This window comes from Shewanella sp. FJAT-52076, assembly GCF_019457455.1.
In the GTDB taxonomy this organism is placed as follows: Bacteria; Pseudomonadota; Gammaproteobacteria; order Enterobacterales; family Shewanellaceae; genus Shewanella; species Shewanella zhangzhouensis.
On the sequence record NZ_CP080415.1, the window covers coordinates 412,501 to 438,411 of the forward strand.

The window sequence follows — 25,911 nt, forward strand, 5'->3', positions numbered from 1 at the left end:
ATCTAGCCATGGGCAGGTTGAAGGTTGAGTAACATCAACTGGAGGACCGAACCGACTAATGTTGAAAAATTAGCGGATGACTTGTGGCTGGGGGTGAAAGGCCAATCAAACCGGGAGATATCTGGTTCTCCTCGAAAGCTATTTAGGTAGCGCCTCGGACGAACACCTTTGGGGGTAGAGCACTGTTAAGGCTAGGGGGTCATCCCGACTTACCAACCCTTTGCAAACTCCGAATACCAAAGAGTGCTATCCGGGAGACAGACGGCGGGTGCTAACGTCCGTCGTCAAAAGGGAAACAACCCAGACCGTCAGCTAAGGTCCCAAAGTAATTGCTAAGTGGGAAACGATGTGGGAAGGCTTAGACAGCTAGGATGTTGGCTTAGAAGCAGCCATCATTTAAAGAAAGCGTAATAGCTCACTAGTCGAGTCGGCCTGCGCGGAAGATGTAACGGGGCTAAGCAATTCACCGAAGCTACGGGTGTACACGATAACGTGTACGCGGTAGAGGAGCGTTCTGTAAGCCGTTGAAGGTGAAGGGGTAACCCACACTGGAGGTATCAGAAGTGCGAATGCTGACATGAGTAACGATAAAGGGGGTGAAAAACCCCCTCGCCGAAAGACCAAGGGTTCCTGTCCAACGTTAATCGGGGCAGGGTGAGTCGACCCCTAAGGCGAGGCCGAAAGGCGTAGTCGATGGGAAACGGGTTAATATTCCCGTACTTCTGCTAACTGCGATGGAGAGACGGAGAAGGCTAGGCCAGCACGGCGTTGGTTGTCCGTGTTTAAGGTGGTAGGTAGTGTGCTTAGGCAAATCCGGGCACATATATACCGAGAGCTGATGACGAGTCACTACGGTGACGAAGTGGTTGATGCCATGCTTCCAGGAAAATCTTCTAAGCTTCAGGTTAGCAGGAATCGTACCCCAAACCGACACAGGTGGTCGGGTAGAGAATACCAAGGCGCTTGAGAGAACTCGGCTGAAGGAACTAGGCAAAATGGTACCGTAACTTCGGGAGAAGGTACGCTGCTGTTGGTGACGGGACTTGCTCCCCGAGCTGACGGCAGTCGCAGATACCAGGTGGCTGCAACTGTTTATCAAAAACACAGCACTGTGCAAACTCGCAAGAGGAAGTATACGGTGTGACGCCTGCCCGGTGCCGGAAGGTTAATTGATTGGGTTATCGCAAGAGAAGCTCATGATCGAAGCCCCGGTAAACGGCGGCCGTAACTATAACGGTCCTAAGGTAGCGAAATTCCTTGTCGGGTAAGTTCCGACCTGCACGAATGGCGTAATGATGGCCACGCTGTCTCCAGCCGAGACTCAGTGAAGTTGAAATTGCGGTGAAGATGCCGTATACCCGCGGCTAGACGGAAAGACCCCGTGAACCTTTACTATAGCTTGGCACTGAACATTGACCCTACATGTGTAGGATAGGTGGGAGACTTTGAAGCGGGAACGCCAGTTCTCGTGGAGTCAACCTTGAAATACCACCCTTGTAGTGTTGGTGTTCTAACCTCGGTCCATGAATCTGGACTAGGGACAGTGCCTGGTGGGTAGTTTGACTGGGGCGGTCTCCTCCCAAAGAGTAACGGAGGAGCACGAAGGTTGGCTAAACACGGTCGGACATCGTGTGGTTAGTGTAATGGCACAAGCCAGCTTAACTGCGAGACAGACACGTCGAGCAGGTACGAAAGTAGGTCATAGTGATCCGGTGGTTCTGCATGGAAGGGCCATCGCTCAACGGATAAAAGGTACTCCGGGGATAACAGGCTGATACCGCCCAAGAGTTCATATCGACGGCGGTGTTTGGCACCTCGATGTCGGCTCATCACATCCTGGGGCTGAAGTCGGTCCCAAGGGTATGGCTGTTCGCCATTTAAAGTGGTACGCGAGCTGGGTTCAGAACGTCGTGAGACAGTTCGGTCCCTATCTGCCGTGGGCGTTGGAAGATTGAGGGGGGTTGCTCCTAGTACGAGAGGACCGGAGTGAACGAACCGCTGGTGTTCGGGTTGTCATGCCAATGGCATTGCCCGGTAGCTACGTTCGGAATCGATAACCGCTGAAAGCATCTAAGCGGGAAGCGAGCCCCAAGATGAGTCTTCCCTTGGACCTTGAGTCCACTGAAGAGCCGTCCGAGACCAGGACGTTGATAGGCAGGGTGTGTAAGCGTTGTGAGGCGTTGAGCTAACCTGTACTAATGACTCGTGCGGCTTAACCATACAACCCAGATGGGTTTCAGATGGTGTAGATAGTCTTGAAGAAACCAGACTTGATTGAAGTGATAACTCAATAGCACAGAATACCGGTCGCTTAGCTCAGCCGGGAGAGCACCTCCCTTACAAGGAGGGGGTCACTGGTTCGATCCCAGTAGCGACCACCATCATTTTCTGCGTAATGCAGCTTTCCGAATTAACAAATTTGTCTGGTGACAATAGCGCTCTGGTCCCACCTGATCCCATTCCGAACTCAGTAGTGAAACGGAGCAGCGCCGATGGTAGTGTGGGGTCTCCCCATGTGAGAGTAGGTCATTGCCAGACGCCTAATTCTGATTTCTACGTTTAACGTGAAATCAAAGAGTTTGCTGATATGGCTCAGTCGGTAGAGCGCATCCTTGGTAAGGATGAGGTCCCCAGTTCGATTCTGGGTATCAGCACCATTATTCGCCGCCAGGTACTAAATGGCAGCAACAAAATTTGCTTGGAAACCATAGCGCTGTGGTCCCACCTGATCCCATTCCGAACTCAGTAGTGAAACGCAGTAGCGCCGATGGTAGTGTGGGGCCTCCCCATGTGAGAGTAGGACATTTCCAGGCTTCAAATATGAGAACCCCGACGGCAACGTCGGGGTTTTTCTTTATCTGCGTATAAAAAATCTATTTGAGTACTCCAGGACATCATTAGAGTTCTTCGGTAGAAGTGTTACGTCGCCGTTGACGCAACACTTCTGCAGAAAAGTTCAGCTAAAGTCCTTCAGTACTTTATTTAGAATTGGCTGGTTGGCATCCGGGAACTGATAGTCGCTGATGTCCTGCAGTGACACCCATTCGATTTCCTGCCCTTCGATACCGCGTGCTTCACCACTGAAGTCTTCAACCAGATGAATATCCAGCCGTACGTGCTTGTCAGGATAATCGTGGCTGATTTCCATATAAGGTTGGCTCGTGTGTACTGTCAGGCCAACTTCTTCTTTTAGCTCGCGTTTGAGGGCTTCTGAGGTGGTTTCACCGGCCTCAACCTTGCCACCGGGAAACTCCCATTTTCCACCCTGATGCAGATGGCCATGACGCTTCGCCAGCAAGATGTGTGAGCCTTGTTTAATGATGCCTACGGCAACGTGAATACGTTTGGTCATAAGATGACTCTTTGATAGTAAGTTTGGGAATGGGCTTGGGGTCAATCGGGTGCTTTGAAGAAGTCAGCTTCTTCATAACCGAGCTGATCCAGCAGCTCTTCGCTGATGTCATCTGTTACTGGAATGGCATGCTTTTCTGAGGCCCAATCTCCCAAGTCAATCATTTTGCAGCGTTCACTGCAAAATGGCTTGAAGGCGGAGGAGGCGTCCCAGGTAACAGGCTTTTGGCACTGGGGGCACTTAACCGTCAATGTCATGAGAAAAACCTTTTTGGATGGAATAACAATCCCAAAGTGGGGAAGGTCTTATGGTAAAGCCTTCAGGCGCAGGTCGCCAGTTTAAAGGCGATAGTCTTATCTGAATGACGTTGATCGGCGAATTGAACGAAGTGTATAGCGTAGCGGGTTTTGTGGCCGCTAATGGTGGGATAACAACCCTGTGCAGAATCAATCTTCACACGGATGAGAGAAAGCGGCTGTGCATTGGAACCCTGATAGAAGCCGCCGGCAGCTGTAGCGTCCTGATACTCGGCCGTGCTGCGAATTAGCGAGAGAAGCATGCTGATCGGGGTAAGCAGAGGACTAAAGTGTTCAACCCACTGCAGGTATTCATCTCTGCGTTCATCCCAAGGCTTGGCGAGCCAATAATGCAATTGAGGCAGGTCGAAGTTACAGCAGGCGCCGGGCATACCGAATCGTTGCCGTAATGCACTTAAAAATCTATCCTGCTTGAGGGCGCTGCCAATCCGTGAAGGATTCTGAAGCTGTTCTCTGGCTTTAGATAAGCCATCAACGACATTTTGGGCTTGGGAGGCGTCTACGTGGGGTAATAATTGCCACTTGGCGAGAATAAAAAGTTGTCTGTCTATTTCTTTAAGAAGATCGCCACGGTAATCGCAGCGTTCATTTAATTCGAGTAAAGAAAACAAAGGATAGAAACAGCGCTGCTGATGGTCATTTTCCAGATTATATTGCACCTGCTGGGCGAGATATTCGAGCCGCAGGTAGCTGCGGATCTTTTCGTTCAGTGGTTGCTCATATATCAAGTCAGTCATGCGGTGCTTTTGATGCCGCCAGCGTTAAATAGAACTGGTGGAGCCGGTTAACCTGCTCCCTGAGGTCGGCTATCTCTCCTCTATTGTCGATAATGTCGTCAGCTTTTTGTAGCCGCTCTTCCCGGCTGATTTGGCTGGCGATGATGTTGGCGATTTGGGCTTCGCTCACGTTATCCCGCTCGGCGGTACGTTGGATTTGCAAATCAGGTGAAATATCAACCACCAAAGTTCGATCAACTAAGCTATCCAACCCATTCTCAAATAGCAAGGGCACAACCAAAATAACATAATCTGAATCAGCATTTATTGCTGATAAGAGCATGGTTTGCCTAATCATGGGGTGGAGTAAATTGTTCAGCCACATCCGCTCAGATTCCTCGGTAAAAATCTGCTCTCTCAGCTTGGCGCGATCGAGACTGCCATCGGCTTTGAGAATGCCACTACCGAAGTGTTCTTCAATCGCCTTGAGCCCTGCTGAACCGGGCTCCACAACTTCCCGCGCGATAACATCGGCATCCACCAGTCCAATACCATGTTCGTGAAAGAGGTTCGCGACAGTTGTCTTGCCACTGCCGATTCCGCCGGTGAGGCCTAGGATAAACCCGGACATCAAAGAGTACCCAGATACCAGCTGACGATATCTTGTCCCCAAAGCAGTGCTATCCAGCCAGCGGCCGCGATATAGGGACCGAATGGGATTGGATTTTCACGCTTATGGCTTTTCCAAACCATCATCAGGATGCCGACGACGGCACCGACCAAGCTTGAGAGAAGAATAATCAATGGCAGCACCTGCCAGCCGAGCCAGGCGCCAAAGAGCGCCATGAGTTTAAAATCACCGTAGCCCATGCCTTCTTTGCCTGTTGTGAGCTTAAACAGCCAATAGACAGACCAAAGTGACAGATAACCGGCAGCAGCACCTATCAATGCATCTTCCAGGTTAGTAAATAAATCGTGATAGTTAAGCAGCAATCCAAGCCACAGTAATGGAAGAGTGAGGCTGTCTGGCAGCAGCATTTCATCGAGGTCAATACCCGACATGGCAATCAAGCCGAAGGTCAGTAATGCAGTTGCCACAAATTGCCAAGTCGGGCCGAAGTGCCACGCCAGCGTTGCAACAGTCAGGCCGGTAAAGGCTTCAACTATAGGGTAACGGCTGGAAATCCGGGCTTTGCAGGCCGCACATTTACCGCCAAGGATTATCCAGCCCATTACCGGCAGATTGTGCCAAGGTTTAATGTGAGTACCACATTTAGGGCAGGATGAACCCGGAATAACCAGGTTGTAACGCTTCGGATAGCAATCAATGGGTTTATACAAATTCGCTTTGCCAATCTTTTTGAAAAGCTCAGGTTGGTACTCTTCGAGATAAGCATTACATTCCTGTTGCCACTCTCTTTTCATCATCACAGGTAAACGATGAATTACCACATTGAGGAAGCTGCCAATGGTGGCGGAGAACAGGAATGCGAGTAAAATAAAGAGCCAGGGGTACTGGCTCATTAGGGCGATAAATTCTGTCATCTAATTCTTGAGTTTTAAAATTGTTCTATGTTTTAAGATTGGGCCATTAGCCAACTACGTTACCCATCTGGAAGATAGGCAGATACATACCCACAATCAAGCCGCCTACCAAAGTACCGATGACCACCATCATAATGGGTTCAATCAGGCTTGAAAGGCCATCCACTGCATCATCCACCTGCATCTCATAGATATTGGCAATTTTATTGAGCATATTATCGAGCGAACCTGACTCTTCACCAATCATCACCATTTGGATCAGCATATCCGGGAAGAGATTAACGGTACGCATGGCCACGTTCATTTGCATACCTGCCATCACTTCGGTGCGAATTCGTAGAAGTGCTTTACGGTATACAGCATTACCAGAAGCGCCCGCAGCAGACTCCAAGCCATCAATCAGGGGCACACCGGCAGCGAAGGTGGTCGCTAAAGTTCTTGCAAAACGTGCCATGGCTGCTTTGTGTAAAATTTCTCCAATCACAGGGATTTTAAGCACAAGTTCATCTTGCCGGTCTCTCACCGCCTGGGAGTTTCTATGTGCCCTGACATAGAGCCAGATCGATACGACGATAGCGGTTAGGAAGAAATACCAAGATGACTGTAGAAATCTGGAAATGTTGATAATCATCTGCGTGAAAGCCGGAAGCTCGGCACCAAAGCTAGAAAAGATTTCTTCAAACTGGGGCACAACAAATAGCAGCAGCAAGGTGGTAACAGCAATAGCGACCACCACAACCGCAGCTGGGTAGAACATGGCTTTCTTAATTTTTGACTTAAGTGCTTCGGCTTTTTCTCTATAAGTAGCGATCCTGTCAAACACAGTATCGAGAGAACCCGAGTGCTCACCTGCGGCAACCAAGTCAACATACAAGTCATCAAAGTAAATTCTGTGGGGTCGCAGCGCATCAGAGAGAGGAATACCCGCCTGAATATCATTGAGAATGGTGCCCAGCAATTCCCTCATCTTGGGCTTTTCATGACCCTTACCCAGGATTTCTATGGTGGTCACCAATGGCACGCCTGCCATCAGCATGGTGGCGATTTGACGGGTGACCATGGCAATGTCCATAGCTTTAATCTTTTTATTGCCGCTGCCGAACAAACCTTCAGACTTCTTACGAACGACCTTGGGGTTTATTCCTTGATTTTTAAGAATAGTTTTAATTTCGGCAACAGATGCCCCCCTGAGCTCACCACTGGATTTTTTACCATCGCGGTTTAAGCCCTTCCATTCAAAGTTATATACCTTGGGGGCCAGCTTTTGTGGCTGCTTTTTTGACTTGTTTGCGACGGCCGTTGCCATGTTCTGTCCTTCCTTTTGTTTCAGCCCGAGTGCTCAAGCTGAATGCTGTCGCTCAAGGTTCGAATCCATTAATAAGCGACTTGGTGGGATTGTTCTTTTAGTTATAGCCTATCTGATAGTTATGTTCTGCCTGCTGGTTAAAGCTTAGGGCCATGCCGTCAGAAACTGGTGACGCGGTTTACCTCGGCAATACTGGTCACGCCTTGTATTACCTTTAGGAGCCCCGACAAGCGCAGGTCTCTTAATCCCTGAGACTTGGCCATGCGAGCGATTTCAAGAGAGTTACCACCTTCCATGATAACCCTTGCAATCTCATCACTCATGGGCATGACTTCATAAATACCCACCCGGCCTTTATAACCGCCAGAACATAAATCGCAGCCACAGGGTTTGTAGGCGGTGAAGCCTTCAGCAATCTGTGCCTCATTAAAACCTAAACGCTCCAGCTCGTGATTGGGGATCTCTTCCGGTTGTTTGCACTCGGGGCAAAGGCGCCGGGCAAGACGCTGGGCAATGATCAAATTCACCGAACTTGCGATGTTGTAGCCGGGTACGCCCATGTTGATCAGTCGGGTCAGGGTTTCGGCGGCCGAGTTTGTGTGCAGGGTAGATAACACGAGGTGGCCGGTTTGCGCTGCCTTAATGGCTATCTCAGCGGTTTCCAAATCGCGTATTTCCCCCACCATCACAACGTCCGGGTCCTGGCGCAAAAATGAACGCAGCGCCGAGGCAAATGTCAGCCCTGCTCTGTTATTAATATGTACCTGGTTTACACCTTCCAGGTTAATTTCCACCGGGTCTTCAGCTGTCGAGATATTGCGCTCGGCGGTATTGAGAATGTTCAAACCAGTGTAGAGGGATACGGTTTTCCCCGAACCAGTGGGGCCTGTTACCAAAATCATACCCTGGGGTTTGGCCAGGTTATCCAAATACAGCTGTTTCTGATCTGGCTCATAACCCAGCTTTTCAATCCCAAGCTGGGCAGAAGATGAATCCAGAATACGCATTACAATTTTTTCGCCCCAGAGCGTAGGCAGAGTACTTACCCGAAAGTCGATACTCTTGGTACGGCTGAGCTTCATCTTGATGCGGCCGTCTTGGGGCAGGCGGCGCTCGGCAATATCGAGTTTCGACATTACCTTTAAACGGGCAGCGATACGTCCGGAAAGATTAATGGGCGGCTCAGATACTTCGTGCAAAATGCCATCGATGCGAAAACGGATGCGATAGCGCTTTTCGTAGGGCTCGAAGTGTAAGTCCGATGCGCCGCGGCGAATGGCATCAGTCAAAATCTTATTAATGTAAATAACAATTGGTGCATCATCGGCACCTTCGCTGTCGTTTTCCGGGCGCTTGTCGGTATCGGCAACCTCTATGCCTGCCAGCGACTCTTCGTCAAGACCACCTAAGTCCAGTGCGCTGATGTCTTCCTCTAGAATTTTCTCGAGTGCAACTATCAGCTTGTCATCTTCCACCAAAATGGCTTCGGCATGCAGACCTGCGGAAAACTGAAAATCTTCGAGAGCCGCAATATTGGTGGGGTCTGAGGTGCCAATATAGAGGCGGTTACCCCGTTTGAAGAGCGGCAGGCAGCGGTGTTTTTCGATGAGCTTTTTATTGAGGAATTCTTCAGGAATGCTCTTGATGTCAAACTCGGCTAAGTCCAGCAACGGGGTGCCGTATTCCTCATAGCACAGCTCGGCTATTTCCCGTGCCGATAAAAGTTTGCTGGCCACCAAGGTGGTGACCAGCGAATGCCTGTTTTTTCGCGAAAGGGTGACGGCCTCCGACAGCTGCTCTTCAGTGAGCAGCTTTTTACGGATAAAAAGCGTCGATAATCCTAAGTGGAGACCAGTAGTTGGCATTAATTGACCTTGAATATAGGGGCTGCTAAAGCGCCCCTACGAGACTTAATGCTGTTAGCACAGACCGGCAGCTTTACAGGTGCTGTTTGCTGCGTCCACTGACCACACGATTGAACCTAAGTACTTTCCGGAATTAGGATCCTGTTTTGGCTCGCCAACAAGAATATAGGTGTAACTATTCCCGTCAAACACTGTCTCAGAGGTCACTGTGATAGTGAAAGGACCTTGTGGGTTAGCAACGTCAGGAGTGTCCGGGTCATTGTCATCATCATACAATGCAGCGTCAATCAATACCGATTGTACTGAAGGCGCGTTGGCCCAGCCTGTAGAAGCTTCATCCAACGTGTCACAATTAGCGCCGGTTTGGTAACACACATCCATGGCAGTTTTAGCCGGAGTTGAGGCTAAAACAACCTCACTGAATTTGGCACGTTGGGTGTAAGTTTTATAGGCTGGCAACGCGATGGCGGCCAGGATGCCGATGATGGCGACTACGATCATCAGTTCGATCAGGGTGAAACCCTTGGCGTTCTTTTTAAAATTGATACCTTTCATTTCTCTCTCCGTCTATTGCTAAGTGGTTGTTGGCGCTCACGCTGTTGTGGCTATCCAACCTCTGTGCAAATTAACTCAACTCAGTTTGTTTAGTCACCAATTGCTATGGCAGACCTTACATCCAGTTGTTTTATGACCAAATTGGAGCAAGCTTAATCGCGTTCGGATTTATCTGCAGTCGTTGCTGATGGTCATCGATGCTCGCGATTGGCTCAATTAAGTGTCAATCACGAGTCCTGTACAATCAAATCATCAACACTTATTGCGTTCAAATCCGCCTGCAACTTGGCTTGGCACCAGTTCTCACCCTGTGTGGTTGGCCGCGGGACAACATTGACTGCTATTACAGCATTGCCAACTATGCCCTCGAACTCGCCACCTTGGTTTATTATTGCCCCGTCGTTCAGATGGCGTTGAGACTCAAAGAGTTAAGCCCAACACTATCCAACCATTGAGGTAGAAACCGATTATGGCCCTTTCGGCTGTCTCGGTTGTGTGCGTTATACCGACAAAGTTTCTGTCGCGTCTGGTTATGCATCAGTTCAATGTTGGTTTTTACACCACAGTTTGTACTTTGTATTGCCATCGGCCATCACCACCTATGCTTTCCTTTCTGTCCGCCAGACTCGGTAGTCAAGGTTGACAAAATGTAAACATTGAGGTTAGGGCATAACGTACTTTATTCCGTAGGTGCAGTAAAGTGAGCTTACTTGTTGCCAAGAATGTCGCCAAGAAGCGAATTTGAATTTGCCTGAGGGCACTTTCTCTTCTACTTCTTTCGCTCGTTTTTTGCTCCAATCATGCCGCTTTCTTGTACCAGCCGGAAAGGCCATAAAGCCTAGGCTAAAGTTAGTACAAAGTTTGCAAAAATGAAACAAGAAATTGCACGAAAGTCTGTGCTATTCACTTAATTTTTCTAAGGTAGTTTGTTTTGTATGCGCGTGGTTATAACAATTTTTTGACTTTGACGTGCGCCCTGACGGTTTTGTGTTCAAAGTCAAAAAAATGTCGGGTGAAAAGTCATCAGATTGCCAACAGGACTGGAGCTCTTGATTCACTAAAATACATCTTACGGTTGGTGTGTTTGCAGAGGTTATTCTGAAGATTGCAGCTTGGGTCAGTCGATCCTGTGGTAAGAGAACTCTGTGTATTATGTTTGTTATTTCAAACAGTTTTTGACGCTGTTCCGGTACTCGGCAGTCGGTTTGATTGTCTGCTTTCGTTACTCCCTCAAACAATCCTTTATCTGTACATTTATCGGTATCTTTCAGGCTTGCGGCATAAAGCACATCAATTTGCCTGCGTAAGTTGCCCCCCCGGAGTGATCAGGGTGACTCAATCAGAGATATAGAATCAAGTGCGCAAAGCTCGAGCTTATTAGCCTAGCTATAGAGTGCCTTTGAGGTTAAGTCGATTTGGACATTAACAAAGAGTGGCGAATGCCCATATGTTCAAATGTCTCGCTCAGAACATCTGGGCCAATACAACTGTGCCAAAACGTCCAAGTCACACGAAACGTGGGCGCGGGTTACCACCTGGCAGTTGCACAGCAAGATAAATCTCGTGTTAGCAACTGCCAGCAAGTAAGCTTGTTAGTGTTTAAGCCTCAGGGAAAGATCCATGGCGCGGACGTGTTTGGTGAGCGCACCGACGGAAATGAAGTCAACGCCGGTTTTGGCAAATTCACCAAGAGTGTCCAGGGTGACGTTACCCGATACTTCCAGCTTGGCACCGCCACCTTGCGCCTTGAATGCATCATTAATGGCAACGGCTTCAATCATCATGGTGACATCGAAGTTATCCAACATGATGATGTCGCTGCCTGCCTGCAGCGCTTCTGTCAGCTCAGCCAGGGATTCAACCTCAACTTCAACCGGCTTGTCCGGGTGCAGGGTTCTTGCCTTATCTATGGCGGCCTTAATGCCACCGCAGGCCATGATGTGGTTTTCTTTAATCAGGAAGGCATCGTACAAACCAATGCGGTGGTTTTTACCGCCACCACAACTTACTGCGTACTTCTGTGCGGTTCTCAGTCCTGGGATGGTTTTGCGGGTATCAAGCAGACGGCAATCGGTACCGGCCAGTTTATCCACGTAAACCCGGGTCAGGCTGGCTACGCCAGACAGGGTCTGGATAAAGTTCATCGCGGTACGCTCTCCTGTGAGGATGGCGCGCGCGGGGCCTGACAACTCACACAGCACTTGATTCGGCACCACCCAATCGCCATCGTCCACGTGCCAATGCAGGGCCACCGTTCCACCAAGCTGATTGAACACTTGCTCGGCCCAGGCTTTGCCACAGAAAATCCCTTCTTCGCGGGTGATGAGCGTTGCCTCAGCAATTTTATCTTCGGGAATGAGCTGAGCCGTGATGTCGGCGCTGGCATCGCCATGACCAAGGTCTTCATCCAATGCGGCTTTTACTGAGAGTCTGATGTCATTTTCCAGCATGACGACGTCCTTTGTTTTACTTATCTGGTTTGCTATCTGATATGGTCGGTACGAGGGCGTATTTTTATGAGCGCCTTGATGCTCAAAGGATACCATGTGCTGTGGCATTGGTGCAGTGATTGCTTTATTGAATGGTACCGAGATTGGCGCTGTGAACGTGTTACGCAGAGCCATTGCGATAGTGATTCAGGGTAAAAATCGTTACAATCACAGCCGGTTATACTTATGTCTGCCTTGGTACGAACCGGGCCTCCAGCGCTTTGTTCGTCGCCACTTCGAAGTGGTGGTTACTGAAAGTCGTCTCATTGTGAATACGGAAACCAGATGTCGTCGCATCCTTTAATACAGTGGCATCAAGGGTGGATAAGCAGCGCCCGACATAGCCAGTCGCCCTTCTTTAATGGCCGTCCTCATAGGGAGGTCAGTCTGCTGGTTATTCACAATATCAGTCTCCCAGCAGGCCAGTTTGGCTTACCTTATATAGAGGCACTGTTTCAGGGTTGCCTTGATTGCCACGCACATCCCAGTTTCGCCGATTTGCAGGGGCTTGAAGTATCGGCTCATTTTCTTATCCGCCGAGATGGCGAGCTGGTGCAATTTGTATCCTGTGAAGACAGGGCCTGGCATGCAGGGGTGTCAAACTTTGATGGTCGTCAAGGCTGTAATGATTTTGCGGTGGGGATTGAGCTGGAGGGGACGGACGACCTTCCTTTTACCGATATCCAATATCAGATACTGCATGAGTTGACGCTGGCACTGATGGCCGAATACCCCGATATCACCCAAGACCGAATAGTGGGTCACAGTGACATTGCTCCGGGGCGTAAGACGGACCCCGGCCCCGAGTTTGACTGGGCGAGGTATTTTAGGGAATTATCTCAGGAGTTCAGTGGGTAACCAAGTTAGTGGTTTGTTGTTGAGCCCGCGCTTAGCACACATGGATAAGCCCGGAGCGGTGTAACCTTAAAGGGAGAAACAGGATGGCACTATTTTCATTATTGATGGCGATATTAGCCGAACGCCTTAAGTTTTTACCCGAGACCTGGCAATTCGATACCCTGATTGCAAAATTGCATCGCAGGCTTTGGAAAGACGAATTTACTCAGGGTCAAGCTTCAGAGTATCAGGTGTTGTTTGCCCTGCTGTTACCTGCGGTGTTGGTGTATGTGGCGCTTTTATTGGTCAGTGGCATTGCCTGGGGGTTGCTCACACTGGCGGTGTGGGTACTCACTGCCATGGTGTGTTTCAGTCATCAGGAACAACGCAAAGCCTTTAAGCGGTATATTCAGGCGGCGTGCCGGGGCGATACGCAAGCCTGTTATCGTCATGGGTCAGAACTCGATTGCTCTTCCTGTCTTGAAGCCGTGACTGCCGATGAGCTGGGGCTAAAGGTTGGACAAAGTGTTGCCTGGATAAACTATCGCTTTTACGGCGCAGTGGCCTTGTATCTGATAGCGCTTGGCCCTGTTGCTGCGGTGCTCTACTGCAGCGTGCGTTACTATGAGCAGATGCAAAAGCGTAGCAATCTGCAGCTCCCTTATGTGGATGCTTTACTGACAGTGTTGGATTGGCTGCCAAGCCGTATCTTTGCCTTTGGCTATGTGCTTGCAGGCCAGTTCAGCAGCGCATTCAATCGTTGGCGCAAGCTGTCATTCGACCTATCAACTCCCGCCAGACAAATTGTGACAGAAACCGCGACCGAGGCGGAATCCATCCCACAGCCCTCATCTGCACCTGTATGTCTGCAGCCAACCCTGGTGCTGCTCGGGCTAAGTAAGCGCAACTTTATACTGCTGCTGGCGGCGGTCTCCCTGCTGACCATTTTTGGCGTGATTAACTGAAATCTTCTGGTGGGTGCAGGTGCCTGAAATGCCGTACTTGTGTAGGCTTTGTTAATTGGTCTGACCCCATGACAATTTTTTTCAGCTATGCTCTCATGTCGTGGGTGATATGGATCACTGTATGGACTTTAAAACCGTGATTTGATAAAGTGCGCTCACTCGCATAAATTGGTAAGACCAATTTACAATGGAGCTGAGGGCCCACATGGCATATAGCAAAATAAACCAGCCGAAGATCTCCGATGTGATCATGCAGCAACTCGAGCGCATGATCCTTGAAGGCAGTCTCAAGCCCGGCCAAAAACTGCCCCCTGAGCGGGAGTTGGCCATTCAATTTGAAGTTTCCCGTCCTTCCCTGCGCGAAGCCATCCAAAAATTGGAGGCCAAAGGCCTGCTGATGCGCCGTCAGGGCGGTGGCACCTACGTGAAAGAGCAGCTGTGGCAAAGCATGGCCGATCCTATCGTAGAACTCATGCAGAGCGACACCGAAAGCCAGTATGACCTGCTTGAATTCCGTCACGCCACCGAAGGCATGATGGCGTACTTTGCCGCCCTGCGCGGTACCGATGCCGACATGAATAACATCCAAAAAATGATTTTGGAAGTGGAGGAGGCCCAAAATATCCAAAGTAAGGCCGATGCCATCGTGCGTTTTTATCGCGCCGTAGCCGAAGCCTCACACAATGTGGCCATGTTACATCTGGTTTTAAGTTTAACTCCGGTGCTGCACAAGAATGTGGCACAAAACCTGGAGCTTCTGAGCCGCCGCGAAGATGCCTCCAGAATGGCGAACGAACACCGCCGGGCACTGCTCGCCGCTATCGTTCGCCGCGATCCCGAAGCGGCCCGCGAAGCCTCGAATGAGCACTTGAGCTACATCGAAGAGGTAATGTTGGCGGTGAGGGAAGAAGATAGCCGGTTGCAGCGCAGCCTGCGCCGATTAAAGAGTGGTGCCTGATAGTCGGGATGGCAAAGTTGCCAGTACCTCAAAAGCCACTTTTCCCATAAATATGTATATATAAGGACAGTCTCATGTCTGAACCTATGCAAACGCTACAAGACTTAGATCCCATTGAAACCCAGGAGTGGCTTGCTGCCCTCGAGTCCGTTGTTCGCGAAGAAGGCGTAGAGCGTGCTCAATTCCTGCTGGAACAAGTGTTGGAGCAGGCTCGTCTGGATGGTGTGGACATGCCAACCGGCATCACCACCAACTATGTGAACACCATTCCGCTGACCCAGGAACCCGCTTACCCGGGTGACATCACCATCGAGCGTCGTATCCGTTCCATCATCCGCTGGAACGCCATCATGATCGTGCTGCGCGCCTCCAAGAAGGATCTGGAGCTCGGTGGTCACATGGCCTCTTTCCAGTCGGCGGCTGCCTTCTACGAAGTGTGTTTCAACCACTTCTTCCGCGCCCCTAACCATAAAGATGGCGGCGACCTGGTGTACTATCAGGGCCACATTGCCCCCGGTATCTACAGCCGTGCTTTCCTCGAAGGTCGTCTGACTGAAGAGCAGCTGGACAACTTCCGTCAGGAAGTGGATGGCAAGGGTATTTCTTCATACCCACACCCCAAGCTGATGCCTGAATTCTGGCAATTCCCAACCGTTTCCATGGGTCTGGGCCCTATCTCTTCTATCTATCAGGCACGCTTCCTTAAGTATCTGAATGGCCGTGGCCTGAAAGACACCACCGAGCAGCGCGTATATGCCTTCCTCGGCGACGGTGAAATGGACGAGCCGGAAAGCCGCGGTGCCATCTCCTTCGCTGCCCGTGAGAAGCTGGACAACCTGTGCTTCCTCATCAACTGTAACCTGCAGCGTCTCGATGGCCCGGTAATGGGTAACGGCAAAATCATCCAGGAACTCGAAGGCCTGTTCAAAGGCGCGGGCTGGAACGTGATCAAGGTAGTGTGGGGCAGTGGCTGGGACAAGCTGCTGGCCAAAGACACCACCGGCAAGCTGCTGCAGCTGATGAATGAAACCGTTGACGGTGACTATCAGACCTTCAAGGCCAAAGATGGCGCCTATGTGCGTGAGCACTTCTTCGGTAAGTACCCAGAGACTGCTGCTCTGGTTGCCGACATGACCGACGAAGAAATCTTCGCCCTCAAGCGTGGTGGCCATGAGCCCTCCAAGCTGTACGCGGCATTCAAGGCTGCCCAGGAGACCAAGGGCCGTCCAACTGTGATTCTGGCCAAGACTGTAAAAGGTTACGGCATGGGCGATGCGGCCGAAGGCAAGAACATCGCGCACCAGGTGAAGAAGATGGATATGTCCCACGTGGCCAAGCTGCGTGACCGTCTGGGTGTGACTGATCTGGTCAGCGACGAAGACCTTGTTAACCTGCCATACATCAAGCTCGAAGAAGGCAGTGTTGAGCACAAGTATCTGCACGAGCGTCGTGACGCGCTGCACGGCTACACGCCCAAGCGTCTGCCTAACTTCACCGGCGAGTTTATTGCCCCTGAACTGTCTGAGTTCCAGCCTCTGCTGGAAGAGCAGAAGCGCGATATCTCCACCACCATGGGCTTTGTTCGTACCCTGAACATCCTGCTCAAGGACAAGAATATCGGCAAAAACATCGTGCCTATCATCGCCGATGAAGCCCGTACCTTCGGTATGGAAGGTCTGTTCCGTCAGATTGGTATCTACAACCCGTACGGTCAGAACTACATCCCTGAAGACCGCGATATCGTGTCTTACTACAAGGAAGACACTTCAGGCCAGGTTCTGCAGGAAGGTATTAACGAGCTGGGCGCCATGTCTTCATGGGTTGCCGCTGCCACCTCGTACAGCACCAACAACCTGCCGATGGTTCCGTTTTACATCTACTACTCCATGTTCGGCTTCCAGCGTGTGGGCGATATGGCGTGGATGGCGGGCGACCAACAGGCGCGCGGCTTCCTTTTGGGTGCGACTGCAGGTCGTACTACGCTGAACGGTGAAGGTCTGCAGCACGAAGACGGTCACAGCCACATCCTGGCCGGTACCGTACCTAACTGTATTTCTTACGATCCGACCTTCGCGTACGAAACAGCCGTGATCATTCAGGACGGTATCCGCCGCATGTATGGCGAGCAGGAGAACGTGTTCTACTACCTGACCCTGATGAACGAAAACTACGCCATGCCAGCCATGCCTGAAGGCGCCGAGGAAGGTATCCGCAAGGGTATCTACAAGCTCGAAAGCCATGAAGGCAAGAAGGCAAAAGTTCAGCTGATGAGCTCAGGCACCATCATGAACGAAGTGCGTAAAGCCGCCGTTATCCTGGCTGAAGAATACGGCGTAGGTTCTGATGTGTTCTCAGTGACCTCGTTCAACGAGCTGGCCCGCAACGGTCAGGACTGCGAGCGTTTCAATATGCTGCACCCAGAAGCCGACGCCCGCGTGCCTTATATCACCTCGGTGCTGGGCAATGAGCCTGCCATCGCCGCGACCGACTACATGAAGAACTACGCCGAACAGGTACGTGCCTTTATGCCAAGCGTGTCTTACAAGGTGTTGGGTACCGACGGTTTCGGTCGCTCCGACAGCCGCGCCAACCTGCGTCGTCACTTCGAAGTGAACGCCGGTTACGTGGTGGTTGCAGCCCTGAACGAGCTGGCCAAGCGCGGTGACATCGAGAAATCTGTGGTGGTTGCTGCCATCAAGAAATTCGATATCGACACCGAAAAGATGAACCCACTTTACGCGTAAGAGACGAGACAATGGCAATCGAAATTCATGTACCCGATATCGGCACTGATGAAGTCGAAGTGACCGAGATCCTGGTCAAGGTGGGTGATTCCATCACTGAAGATCAGTCGCTGATCACCGTGGAAGGCGACAAGTCTTCCATGGAAGTACCGGCTCCCAAAGCCGGTGTGGTCAAGGAAATCAAAATTGCGGTGGGCGACAAGGTCGCCACCGGCTCACTGATCATGATGTTTGAAGGTGAGCAAGCTGCTGCCGCACCAGCTCCTGCAGCCCAGGCCGCCGCGCCAGCGCCGGTTGCTGCGGCTCCAGCGGTAGCCGCACTGAAAGACGTTTTCGTGCCCGACATCGGCGGTGACGAAGTTGAAGTCACTGAAATTCTGGTGAAAGTGGGCGACAGCATCACTGACGAGCAGCCGCTGATCACCGTAGAAGGCGACAAGGCCTCTATGGAAGTGCCTGCGCCGTTTGCCGGTGTGCTGAAAGAAATCAAGGTCGCCACCGGTGACAAGGTAGCCACCGGCTCCCTTATTATGGTGTTCGAGACTCAGTCTGCATCTGCTGCCCCTGTGGCCGCTGCTGCGCCAGCTCCGGTTGCTGCAGCGCCAGTTGCTGTTGCCGGCGGTGACAAAGACATTCAGGTGCCGGACATCGGCGGCGATGAAGTGGAAGTGACCGAAGTGCTGGTGAAGGTAGGCGACACCGTTGCTGCCGACCAGTCACTGTTGACCGTGGAAGGCGACAAGGCCTCCATGGAAGTGCCAGCGCCATTTGCCGGTACCGTGAAAGCCATCAAGGTGGCCGCGGGTGACAAGGTGTCTACCGGTTCACTGATCATGGTGTTTGAAGTGGCTGGTGCTGCTCCTGCTGCCGCGCCAGCTGCACCTGTGGCTCAAGCTGCTGCTCCGGCTGCTGTTGCCCCCGTTGCTTCAGGCGCCAATGCCCAGGCTCAGTCTCCGTCTCAGGGGCAAAGCAAGACCGGCGAGTTCGTGGAAAACCACGAGTACGCCCACGCGTCACCGGTTATCCGTCGTCTGGCTCGTGAGTTTGGCGTTAACCTCGCCAAGGTCAAGGGTACAGGTCGCAAGGGCCGCGTGGTGCGCGAAGACGTGCAGTCTTACATCAAAGAAGCACTCAAGCGTCTTGAGTCAGGCTCAGCCACCGCTGCTGCGGGCGCTGCCTCAGGTGCCGGTCTGAACCTGCTGCCATGGCCTAAGGTTGACTTCAGCAAGTTTGGTGAAGTTGAGACTCAGCCACTGTCACGTATCAAGAAGATCAGTGGTGCCAACCTGCACCGCAACTGGGTGATGATCCCCCATGTGACTCAGTTTGATGAGGCCGACATCACCGAGCTTGAGGATTTCCGCAAGGCGCAAAACGCCGAGGAAGCCAAGCGCGATACCGGCATGAAGATCACTCCGCTGGTGTTCATCATGAAAGCCGTGGCCAAGTCACTGGAAGCCTTCCCATCGTTCAACGCGTCTCTGTCAGAAGACGGCGAGAGCCTCATTCTGAAGAAGTACATCAACATCGGCATTGCGGTGGATACCCCCAATGGTCTGGTGGTGCCTGTGGTACGCGATGTGAACAAGAAAGGCATCTATGAGCTGTCCCGCGAGCTGGCCGATATCTCCAAGAAGGCCCGTGCCGGCAAGCTTACTGCCTCTGATATGCAGGGCGGCTGCTTTACTATCTCCAGCCTGGGTGGCCTCGGTGGTACCTCGTTCACCCCAATCGTGAATGCCCCTGAAGTGGGTATTCTGGGTGTGTCCAAGTCTGAACTCAAGCCCAAGTGGAACGGCAAGGAATTCGTGCCACGTTTGATGCTGCCTCTGTCGCTGTCGTACGATCACCGGGTGATCGACGGCGCCGAAGGTGCCAAGTTCACCACTTATCTGAGCGGTGTACTGTCAGACATACGCAAACTCGTTCTGTAACCGTAAAGGCTGTCCTGAATAGGACGGCCTTTTTATTGTGATCCGTGTCGAACGCGGGTTAAAATGCGGCCACCTTACAAGCGGGCCGATAGTTGGTTTAAAAAGTCGCCTCCCTCAAATGCTTGAGCAACTTTTTAAACGACGGAATGAAGAAAAATTCAGAGGAAAACATGAGTAATCAAATCAAAACTCAGGTAGTAGTGTTGGGCGCGGGCCCTGCGGGTTATTCCGCCGCTTTCCGTGCTGCCGACCTTGGTCTGGAAACCGTAATCATCGAGCGCTTCAGCACCCTGGGTGGCGTGTGTCTGAACGTGGGTTGTATCCCATCAAAGGCCCTGCTGCACATTGCCAAAGTGATTGAAGAAGCCAAAACTGCTGCCGAGCACGGCGTAGTATTCGGCGAGCCAAGCATCGATATCGACAAGCTGCGCGGCTACAAAGAGAAAGTGATCGGCCAACTGACCGGTGGTCTGGGTGGCATGGCCAAGATGCGTAAAGTGCAGGTTGTAAATGGTCTGGGTAAATTCACCGGCCCTAACAGCATCGAAGTGACCGGTGCCGACGGCGCTGCGACCGTAATCAACTTCGATAACGCCATCATTGCTGCCGGTTCACGTCCAATCCAGCTGCCATTCATTCCTCATGAAGACCCACGTATTTGGGACTCTACCGATGCGCTGGAGCTGAAAGAAGTACCTAAGAAGCTGCTGGTGATGGGCGGCGGTATTATCGGTCTGGAAATGGGTACTGTGTACCATGCACTGGGCAGCGATATCGACGTGGTTGAAATGTTCGACCAGGTTATCCCTGCTGCAGACAAAGACGTGGTGAAGGTTTACACCCGTAAGATCAGCAAGAAATTCAACCTGATGCTGGAAACCAAGGTGACCGCGGTTGAAGCCAAAGAAGACGGTATCTACGTCTCTATGGAAGGCAAGAAGGCCCCAACTGAGCCTGTGCGTTACGACGCCGTGCTGGTTGCTATCGGCCGTACCCCTAACGGCAAGCTGATCGACGCCGACAAGGCTGGCATCAACGTTGATGAGCGCGGCTTTATCAATGTAGACAAGCAACTGCGCACCAACGTGCCACACATCTTCGCCGTGGGCGACATCGTGGGTCAGCCAATGCTGGCGCACAAAGGTGTGCATGAAGGCCACGTGGCTGCCGAAGTGATCTCTGGTCTGAAGCACTTCTTCGATCCTAAGGTTATCCCCTCTATCGCTTACACCGACCCTGAAGTGGCCTGGGTAGGTCTGACCGAGAAAGAAGCCAAAGAGAAAGGCATCGCGTACGAGACTGCGACCTTCCCATGGGCTGCTTCCGGCCGCGCCATTGCCTCTGACGCCAGCGACGGTATGACCAAGCTGATTTTCGACAAAGAGACTCACCGTGTTATCGGTGGTGCCATTGTTGGTGTGAACGGCGGCGAGCTGCTGGGCGAAATCGGCCTGGCCATCGAGATGGGTTGTGATGCCGAAGATATCGCGCTGACCATCCACGCTCACCCAACGCTGCACGAGTCTGTGGGTCTGGCGGCTGAGGTTTACGAAGGTTCTATCACTGACCTGCCAAATCCCAAGGCGAAAAAGAAAAAGTAATTTTCTGAAAAGCCGCAAAAAAGACGCCCAAGAGGCGTCTTTTTTTATGGCTCTATTTGTGAATGGTGTAAAATTTGTGTAATTATCTCTTGGTGTTAGGCAGTTAGTTTCTGCCTGTGCTTGGTGTTCGGGTCGTGCTGCGATAACAACTATGATAAAAAAAGTTGCTCAATCTCTGCTGCTGATGTTTGTACTTATGCTGCCTTGGCTGAACGCCAGTTATGGCGGTGAATTTGTGCAGCGGATTTTTGCCAGTCGCGATGGCCTGTCCAATGGCATGATCAACTCCATTACCTTCGACCGCTATGGGTTTGTCTGGGTTGCTACCGAAGATGGCCTGTTTCGGGTCAGTAAAACCATGGTACGCAGGGTTGATTCCCACCAGGGGGAAAACCGCCTCAACGATTCATACATCATGGACGTGGTCGCGTTGGGTCAGGAGTATCTTCTGGTCAGCGTATCTGACACCCTATATCGCTACCATATTCCCTCAGATACCTTCGAAGAAATCGGCAGCGCCGCCTTACTGCCCGCATATGAAGGGGGCGGCATTATTGATCGCACTGTGGTCGATCAACATTCCTTGATGCTGCTGAACAGCAAGGGCCAAGTGCTGAAGCTGGACTATCAGAACTGGCAACTGGAGAAGGTCATTCAGCTGCAGCAGGACCCCGATGTTCTTTGGGATAAACTGCTTTATCTGCCCTCAGGGCAACTCATTTTAGGCAAGCCCTATCATCTGGAAATTCGCTCCGCCAAGGGCGAAAAGCTGGTGGATTTACCCTGGGTAGAGGCATCCGGTCAGGCCAAACGCCTTTACCGCGACAGGGCCGGGCGGGTGTGGCTTACCTCGAGCGAAGGTCTGTTTGAAGTACTGCCCGACACCCAGCAGATTTTGCCTGTGTCCCAGGTACCTTTCTATGTCACTGCCATCAATGAAGATGGTAAAGGCAACCTGTGGATGGCGAGTCGTTCGGGGGTGCTGAAGTGGTCTCCGGTCGAACTGACTTTCGAAAAATTCGACAGCGATCTGCGTCAACTTGCCAATATTGATTATGTTCAGGACGTTGCTATCGACAATCAGGGGTTAATCTGGTTGGGCGGCGCCGGCGAGGGCTTGGTGCTGGCGGTTGATAGGCCCACGTTCCTCAGGGGAACCTTTAACGATCAGCCGCCCTATTCACTGGGCAATCAGATGATTTGGTCAATCTTCACCGAAGGCAATCGCTATTGGTTCGGTACGGATGCGGGCGTTGTCAGCGTTCAAGAGGGGATAGCCGGCTCGGTGCTGAGCACGCCTGAAGAATTTGAGCCCAATGACAGCGTCTATGCCATCACCTCACTGAATAGTGAATACCTGTTGCTCGCCACTACCAATGGGCTGTTTTTACAGGATAAAACTACCCATGCTACCAAGCGGTTCCATGAGTGGAGCCACGGTAGTGAGTCGTTGAAACGCAAATGGATATTTCAGGTTTACAAAGATCCGGGGATCCCGGGGCGCTTGTGGTTCTTAACCGCAACCGGTTTGTACTACTGGGAGCCTGGCCTGTTTGATCCTCAGGAGTATGCCATTGTCAGCCGCAGTGGTGAGCGCCACCAACCCGCGATATACAGCATGCTGAGGGGCGCGGATGGCAAGCTGTGGCTGGGCGGTCCGGATGAGTTTGGTTACCTTGATGCCGATGGCTACTTTATCGATAAGCGTGAGCTTTTCAGCGTAATGAAGGGCGACTTACAGGTAGGGCATATTCTGGAAATTGCACCTGGAAAGCTATGGCTGGGGACATCCTTGTTTGGGGTGATGGAGTACCAGGTCAGCACGGATACGCTGGAGTCTTTGCAGGAAAAGTGGAAACTCAGCTGCTATACCACCTTTGGCCTGCTGGATACGCCGGATTACCGTGTGATCCTCTGTCCTCGTTCTTTGGTGCGTCAGCACAAAGAAACGTCCGAAGTGCAGGTGTTTACCGTGGAAGACGGTGTCGTCAATACCGAGTTCAACGAAGGCGCCTATGCCTATCGTGAAGATAAGGGACTGTTTTTGGGCAGCCCCAACGGGGTGCGTCAGCTGGACGTTAACGGCCTGAATAATCGCATCACAGACGAAAGGGTATTTCTGGAGTCGGTGACGGTTTTTTATGATAACCACACTGAAAAATCCCTGGTGCCAAGCGACTTTACCACAGTAGCACCGGGCGCCCGCATGATCAGTTTGCAGCTGACCAGTAACGACTATTTGGATGACTCGCCCATTCGGCTCAAATATCGGTTGGGCAAACAGGGGCAATTGGTTGAACCCAAGTACCTGCTACTCGATGGCCAGCCTCAGCTCAATCTGTCTGGACTGGATGCCGGTAAGCTGGAGCTTGAAATATTAAGCCGCCGCAATGAGATCTGGGACGACACCCCATACGTTCATCGTCTGCATGTCCAGCAGTACTGGTGGGAGACGGCGCTGTTCAAATGGTCACTGATAGTGATCCTGATGTTGTTAACCCTGGCCATTATTCTGATACGGCATCGCCAGGTTGAGCGTTTTCGCAATATGAATACGGCGCTTTTGGAGAGTGAAGACAGATTGCGCCAGTCTTTGCGTGGCAGTGATTCGGATCTTTGGGTTTGGACCCGCAAAGATAACGCCTTCTATCTGGACAACCGCAATGGCGTGTTATCTGTGGAGCAGGAAGTGTTAAGGGTCACCTTTGAGGAGTTTCCTATCCACCCCGATGACAGAGACAGGGTGGTATCTCACTGGTTGGCCGTGATCAACGGTGAAATTGAGCGTTTCGATGCCGAATACCGATTCCAGCGCCGTACTGGCACCTGGGGATGGCTCAGAGTGCGGGGACGTCCAAGTCAAATCAACAAAGAGACCGGTGACGTTGAAAAAATCAGTGGTATCTACAGTGATATCACCCAGCACAAGTTGCTGCAGAACGAAGTCGATCTGTTGGCACAGGCATTTGAAAACACCTCTGAAGGGGTGCTTATCCTCGATGCCGATGAACAGGTCAAGGTCGCCAACCGTGCAGCACAAGCTATCCTGGGCGCTAACATGGCGGAGCTTGCCGGCCGCAAATTTATTTCCTTGCTTACCGAGCATGGTACTAACCGCAGCGAGATAGCGACTTTGCTGGCCAATGGCATGAGCTGGACCGGTGAGCGGGAGCTGCGTATCGCGGCCGGGCAGGTGTGCCCGGTTTGGCTGAACGTCTCTGTGATGTTGGGGCTGCAGGGTAAGGTACAACACTATGTGGTGGTGTTCTCTGACATTACCGAGCGTAAGCGCAGCGAGGCCGACCTGCGCCGTCTTGCCAATTACGATGTGCTCACCGGCCTGCCCAATCGTTCACTGTTTGCCGCAAGGTTGAATCAGGCCATCCACAAGGCGACCCAGAATGAAGAAAAGCTGGCCTTGATGTTCCTTGATTTGGATAGATTCAAGCACGTCAACGACTCCTTTGGACATGGCATGGGAGATGCGCTGTTGGTGGAAGCGGCGGCGCGGCTGCAATCCTGTATTGACCCCGAATATACCCTGTGCCGATTTGGTGGCGATGAGTTTGTGGTCCTCATCCACGGCGCTGAGGTGGATACCCTGAACCATCTGGCCAATACCATCCTTGGCCAAATCGAAACACCCTTTAAACTCTTTGGCCGCGAGTTCTATATCTCCACCAGTATCGGGATTTCCATTTGGCCCGATGACGCCCGCCAGCCTGAGGCGTTGATCAAAAACGCTGATTTGGCCATGTATCATGCCAAGGAAGAGGGGCGCGGTAACTTCCAGTATTACTCTCAGGAACGCAATGCCGAGGCCCTTTATCACCTGCGTTTGGAGGCGGATTTACGCAAGGCGCTGGAAAGGCAGGAATTCTGCCTGCACTACCAGCCACAAGTGGATGTGAATGATGATAATCAGGTCATAGGGATGGAAGCCTTGTTGCGCTGGCAGCATCCCAAGGATGGCTTTATCCGTACTGACATTTTCATCAAGGTGGCCGAAGCCTGTGGCCTGGTCATCGACATAGATAAATGGGTGTTACGTCAGGCTTGTTTGGACGGTGCGCGCTGGAGTCGCAAACTTAAGCGACCCTTTAAAATCTCGGTCAACATCTCTGCAGTGCATTTCCGTCAGCCCGATTTTATCGACAACCTGCGCCGCACCCTGGAAGAGACATGCATTCCGGTGGAAAACCTGGCGCTGGAAATCACCGAAGGCGTGTTGATGAAAGAGCTGCACATTGCCCGCGATCATTTGCGCTTGCTCAGGGAAATGGGAGTGCAGGTTGCCATTGATGACTTTGGTACCGGTTATTCGTCGCTGGCTTATCTGCGCCATTTTGACGTTAACCTGCTGAAGATTGATCGCTCCTTCCTGATAGATATCGCCGACAATCCGGCGGATCAGGCGATAGTCTCCAGTATTATCGAGCTGGCCCGCAACCTGAAACTCAAGGTGGTGGCAGAGGGCGTTGAAACCCGGGAACAGCTCAATCAGGTATTGGCCCGGGGTTGTCATGTGATTCAAGGTTACTACTTTGCCAAGCCGATGGCCCGTGACGATATGGATGCCTATCTGATGCTGGACGGACCGGCATCAGCTTCCCCCGTTCAGGTCTGATGTGTTTGTTACTGTTCAGTAATTACTCATGTTTTTAACTTAATTGCGCCATGTCTGTTAGAATGGCGCCCACTGCAACCCTTTCACTTAGCTCCCGGGT

The 25,911-nt window shown here is 51.7% G+C and carries 16 protein-coding genes, 2 tRNA genes and 3 rRNA genes (1 of these 21 only partly in view); 12 read left to right on the plus strand and 9 right to left on the minus strand.

What is annotated here, in order from left to right:
* The 5 genes from K0H79_RS01860 to rrf (K0H79_RS01880) form a co-directional block, all read left to right on the plus strand.
* Positions 1-2,220, plus strand: a 23S ribosomal RNA gene (locus K0H79_RS01860); it begins 674 nt to the left of the window's first position.
* 85 nt (positions 2,221-2,305) lie between these two features.
* Positions 2,306-2,381 (plus strand) — tRNA-Val (locus tag K0H79_RS01865).
* A gap of 41 nt (positions 2,382-2,422) precedes the next feature.
* Positions 2,423-2,538, plus strand: a 5S ribosomal RNA gene (gene rrf / locus K0H79_RS01870).
* Positions 2,539-2,581: 43 nt separating this feature from the next.
* Positions 2,582-2,657 (plus strand) — tRNA-Thr (locus K0H79_RS01875).
* Positions 2,658-2,697: 40 nt separating this feature from the next.
* Positions 2,698-2,813, plus strand: a 5S ribosomal RNA gene (gene rrf / locus K0H79_RS01880).
* 143 nt (positions 2,814-2,956) lie between these two features.
* On the opposite strand, the gene mutT is transcribed toward rrf (K0H79_RS01880), so the two are convergent.
* The 9 genes from mutT to nadC form a co-directional block, all read right to left on the minus strand.
* Positions 2,957-3,352, minus strand: a complete 396-nt coding sequence (gene mutT / locus K0H79_RS01885) for an 8-oxo-dGTP diphosphatase MutT (protein WP_220077115.1) — start codon at positions 3,350-3,352, stop codon at positions 2,957-2,959.
* 41 nt (positions 3,353-3,393) lie between these two features.
* Complete coding sequence (gene yacG, locus K0H79_RS01890; RefSeq protein WP_220077116.1) at positions 3,394-3,609, minus strand: DNA gyrase inhibitor YacG; 216 nt, start codon at positions 3,607-3,609, stop codon at positions 3,394-3,396.
* Positions 3,610-3,671: 62 nt separating this feature from the next.
* Complete coding sequence (zapD, locus tag K0H79_RS01895) at positions 3,672-4,406, minus strand: cell division protein ZapD (RefSeq protein ID WP_220077117.1); 735 nt, start codon at positions 4,404-4,406, stop codon at positions 3,672-3,674.
* Positions 4,399-5,016 (minus strand): dephospho-CoA kinase, encoded by a 618-nt coding sequence (gene coaE, locus K0H79_RS01900; RefSeq protein ID WP_220077118.1) that lies wholly within the window; start codon positions 5,014-5,016, stop codon positions 4,399-4,401. Before coaE ends, zapD begins: the two co-directional genes overlap by 8 nt.
* Positions 5,016-5,930 carry an A24 family peptidase gene (locus K0H79_RS01905; protein ID WP_220077119.1) on the minus strand — a complete coding sequence of 305 codons (915 nt, stop codon included), beginning with the start codon at positions 5,928-5,930 and terminating at the stop codon, positions 5,016-5,018. Before K0H79_RS01905 ends, coaE begins: the two co-directional genes overlap by 1 nt.
* A gap of 46 nt (positions 5,931-5,976) precedes the next feature.
* Positions 5,977-7,236 (minus strand): type II secretion system F family protein, encoded by a 1,260-nt coding sequence (locus K0H79_RS01910; protein ID WP_220077120.1) that lies wholly within the window; start codon positions 7,234-7,236, stop codon positions 5,977-5,979.
* A 158-nt stretch (positions 7,237-7,394) separates the two neighbouring features.
* Positions 7,395-9,101, minus strand: a complete 1,707-nt coding sequence (pilB, locus tag K0H79_RS01915; RefSeq protein ID WP_220077121.1) for a type IV-A pilus assembly ATPase PilB — start codon at positions 9,099-9,101, stop codon at positions 7,395-7,397.
* 54 nt (positions 9,102-9,155) lie between these two features.
* A complete protein-coding gene (locus K0H79_RS01920) occupies positions 9,156-9,656 on the minus strand; it encodes a prepilin-type N-terminal cleavage/methylation domain-containing protein (protein ID WP_220077122.1) in 501 nt (166 codons plus the stop codon).
* A gap of 1,592 nt (positions 9,657-11,248) precedes the next feature.
* Positions 11,249-12,106: a carboxylating nicotinate-nucleotide diphosphorylase gene (gene nadC / locus K0H79_RS01925; protein ID WP_220077123.1), complete on the minus strand. Its 858-nt coding sequence runs from the start codon at positions 12,104-12,106 to the stop codon at positions 11,249-11,251.
* Between the two features lie 324 nt (positions 12,107-12,430).
* Between nadC and ampD the strand changes: the two genes are divergently transcribed.
* The 7 genes from ampD to K0H79_RS01960 all read left to right on the plus strand — a co-directional run bounded on the left by ampD (position 12,431) and on the right by K0H79_RS01960 (position 25,811).
* Entirely contained in the window at positions 12,431-13,003 is a 573-nt protein-coding gene (gene ampD, locus K0H79_RS01930; RefSeq protein WP_220077124.1) for a 1,6-anhydro-N-acetylmuramyl-L-alanine amidase AmpD, read from the plus strand.
* An 83-nt stretch (positions 13,004-13,086) separates the two neighbouring features.
* A complete protein-coding gene (gene ampE, locus K0H79_RS01935) occupies positions 13,087-13,947 on the plus strand; it encodes a beta-lactamase regulator AmpE (protein WP_220066488.1) in 861 nt (286 codons plus the stop codon).
* Positions 13,948-14,152: 205 nt separating this feature from the next.
* On the plus strand, positions 14,153-14,905 hold the full coding sequence (gene pdhR / locus K0H79_RS01940) for a pyruvate dehydrogenase complex transcriptional repressor PdhR (protein ID WP_220066489.1): 753 nt from the start codon (positions 14,153-14,155) through the stop codon (positions 14,903-14,905).
* A gap of 74 nt (positions 14,906-14,979) precedes the next feature.
* Entirely contained in the window at positions 14,980-17,649 is a 2,670-nt protein-coding gene (gene aceE / locus K0H79_RS01945) for a pyruvate dehydrogenase (acetyl-transferring), homodimeric type (protein WP_220077125.1), read from the plus strand.
* Positions 17,650-17,660: 11 nt separating this feature from the next.
* Positions 17,661-19,583 (plus strand): pyruvate dehydrogenase complex dihydrolipoyllysine-residue acetyltransferase, encoded by a 1,923-nt coding sequence (gene aceF, locus K0H79_RS01950; protein ID WP_220077126.1) that lies wholly within the window; start codon positions 17,661-17,663, stop codon positions 19,581-19,583.
* Positions 19,584-19,753: 170 nt separating this feature from the next.
* On the plus strand, positions 19,754-21,184 hold the full coding sequence (lpdA, locus tag K0H79_RS01955; RefSeq protein ID WP_126169213.1) for a dihydrolipoyl dehydrogenase: 1,431 nt from the start codon (positions 19,754-19,756) through the stop codon (positions 21,182-21,184).
* Between the two features lie 151 nt (positions 21,185-21,335).
* Positions 21,336-25,811 carry an EAL domain-containing protein gene (locus K0H79_RS01960; protein WP_220077127.1) on the plus strand — a complete coding sequence of 1,492 codons (4,476 nt, stop codon included), beginning with the start codon at positions 21,336-21,338 and terminating at the stop codon, positions 25,809-25,811.
* The last annotated feature ends 100 nt before the right edge of the window (positions 25,812-25,911 follow it).

Coding starts and splice junctions, on each gene's coding strand:
- nadC (WP_220077123.1), bottom strand. CDS start 12,106: ATGCTGGAAAATGACATCAGACTCTCAGTAAAAGCCGCATTGGATGAA.
- ampD (WP_220077124.1), top strand. CDS start 12,431: ATGTCGTCGCATCCTTTAATACAGTGGCATCAAGGGTGGATAAGCAGC.
- lpdA (WP_126169213.1), top strand. CDS start 19,754: ATGAGTAATCAAATCAAAACTCAGGTAGTAGTGTTGGGCGCGGGCCCT.
- yacG (WP_220077116.1), bottom strand. CDS start 3,609: ATGACATTGACGGTTAAGTGCCCCCAGTGCCAAAAGCCTGTTACCTGG.
- K0H79_RS01920 (WP_220077122.1), bottom strand. CDS start 9,656: ATGAAAGGTATCAATTTTAAAAAGAACGCCAAGGGTTTCACCCTGATC.
- aceF (WP_220077126.1), top strand. CDS start 17,661: ATGGCAATCGAAATTCATGTACCCGATATCGGCACTGATGAAGTCGAA.
- K0H79_RS01910 (WP_220077120.1), bottom strand. CDS start 7,236: ATGGCAACGGCCGTCGCAAACAAGTCAAAAAAGCAGCCACAAAAGCTG.
- pdhR (WP_220066489.1), top strand. CDS start 14,153: ATGGCATATAGCAAAATAAACCAGCCGAAGATCTCCGATGTGATCATG.
- aceE (WP_220077125.1), top strand. CDS start 14,980: ATGTCTGAACCTATGCAAACGCTACAAGACTTAGATCCCATTGAAACC.
- zapD (WP_220077117.1), bottom strand. CDS start 4,406: ATGACTGACTTGATATATGAGCAACCACTGAACGAAAAGATCCGCAGC.
- K0H79_RS01905 (WP_220077119.1), bottom strand. CDS start 5,930: ATGACAGAATTTATCGCCCTAATGAGCCAGTACCCCTGGCTCTTTATT.
- ampE (WP_220066488.1), top strand. CDS start 13,087: ATGGCACTATTTTCATTATTGATGGCGATATTAGCCGAACGCCTTAAG.
- K0H79_RS01960 (WP_220077127.1), top strand. CDS start 21,336: ATGATAAAAAAAGTTGCTCAATCTCTGCTGCTGATGTTTGTACTTATG.
- mutT (WP_220077115.1), bottom strand. CDS start 3,352: ATGACCAAACGTATTCACGTTGCCGTAGGCATCATTAAACAAGGCTCA.
- coaE (WP_220077118.1), bottom strand. CDS start 5,016: ATGTCCGGGTTTATCCTAGGCCTCACCGGCGGAATCGGCAGTGGCAAG.
- pilB (WP_220077121.1), bottom strand. CDS start 9,101: ATGCCAACTACTGGTCTCCACTTAGGATTATCGACGCTTTTTATCCGT.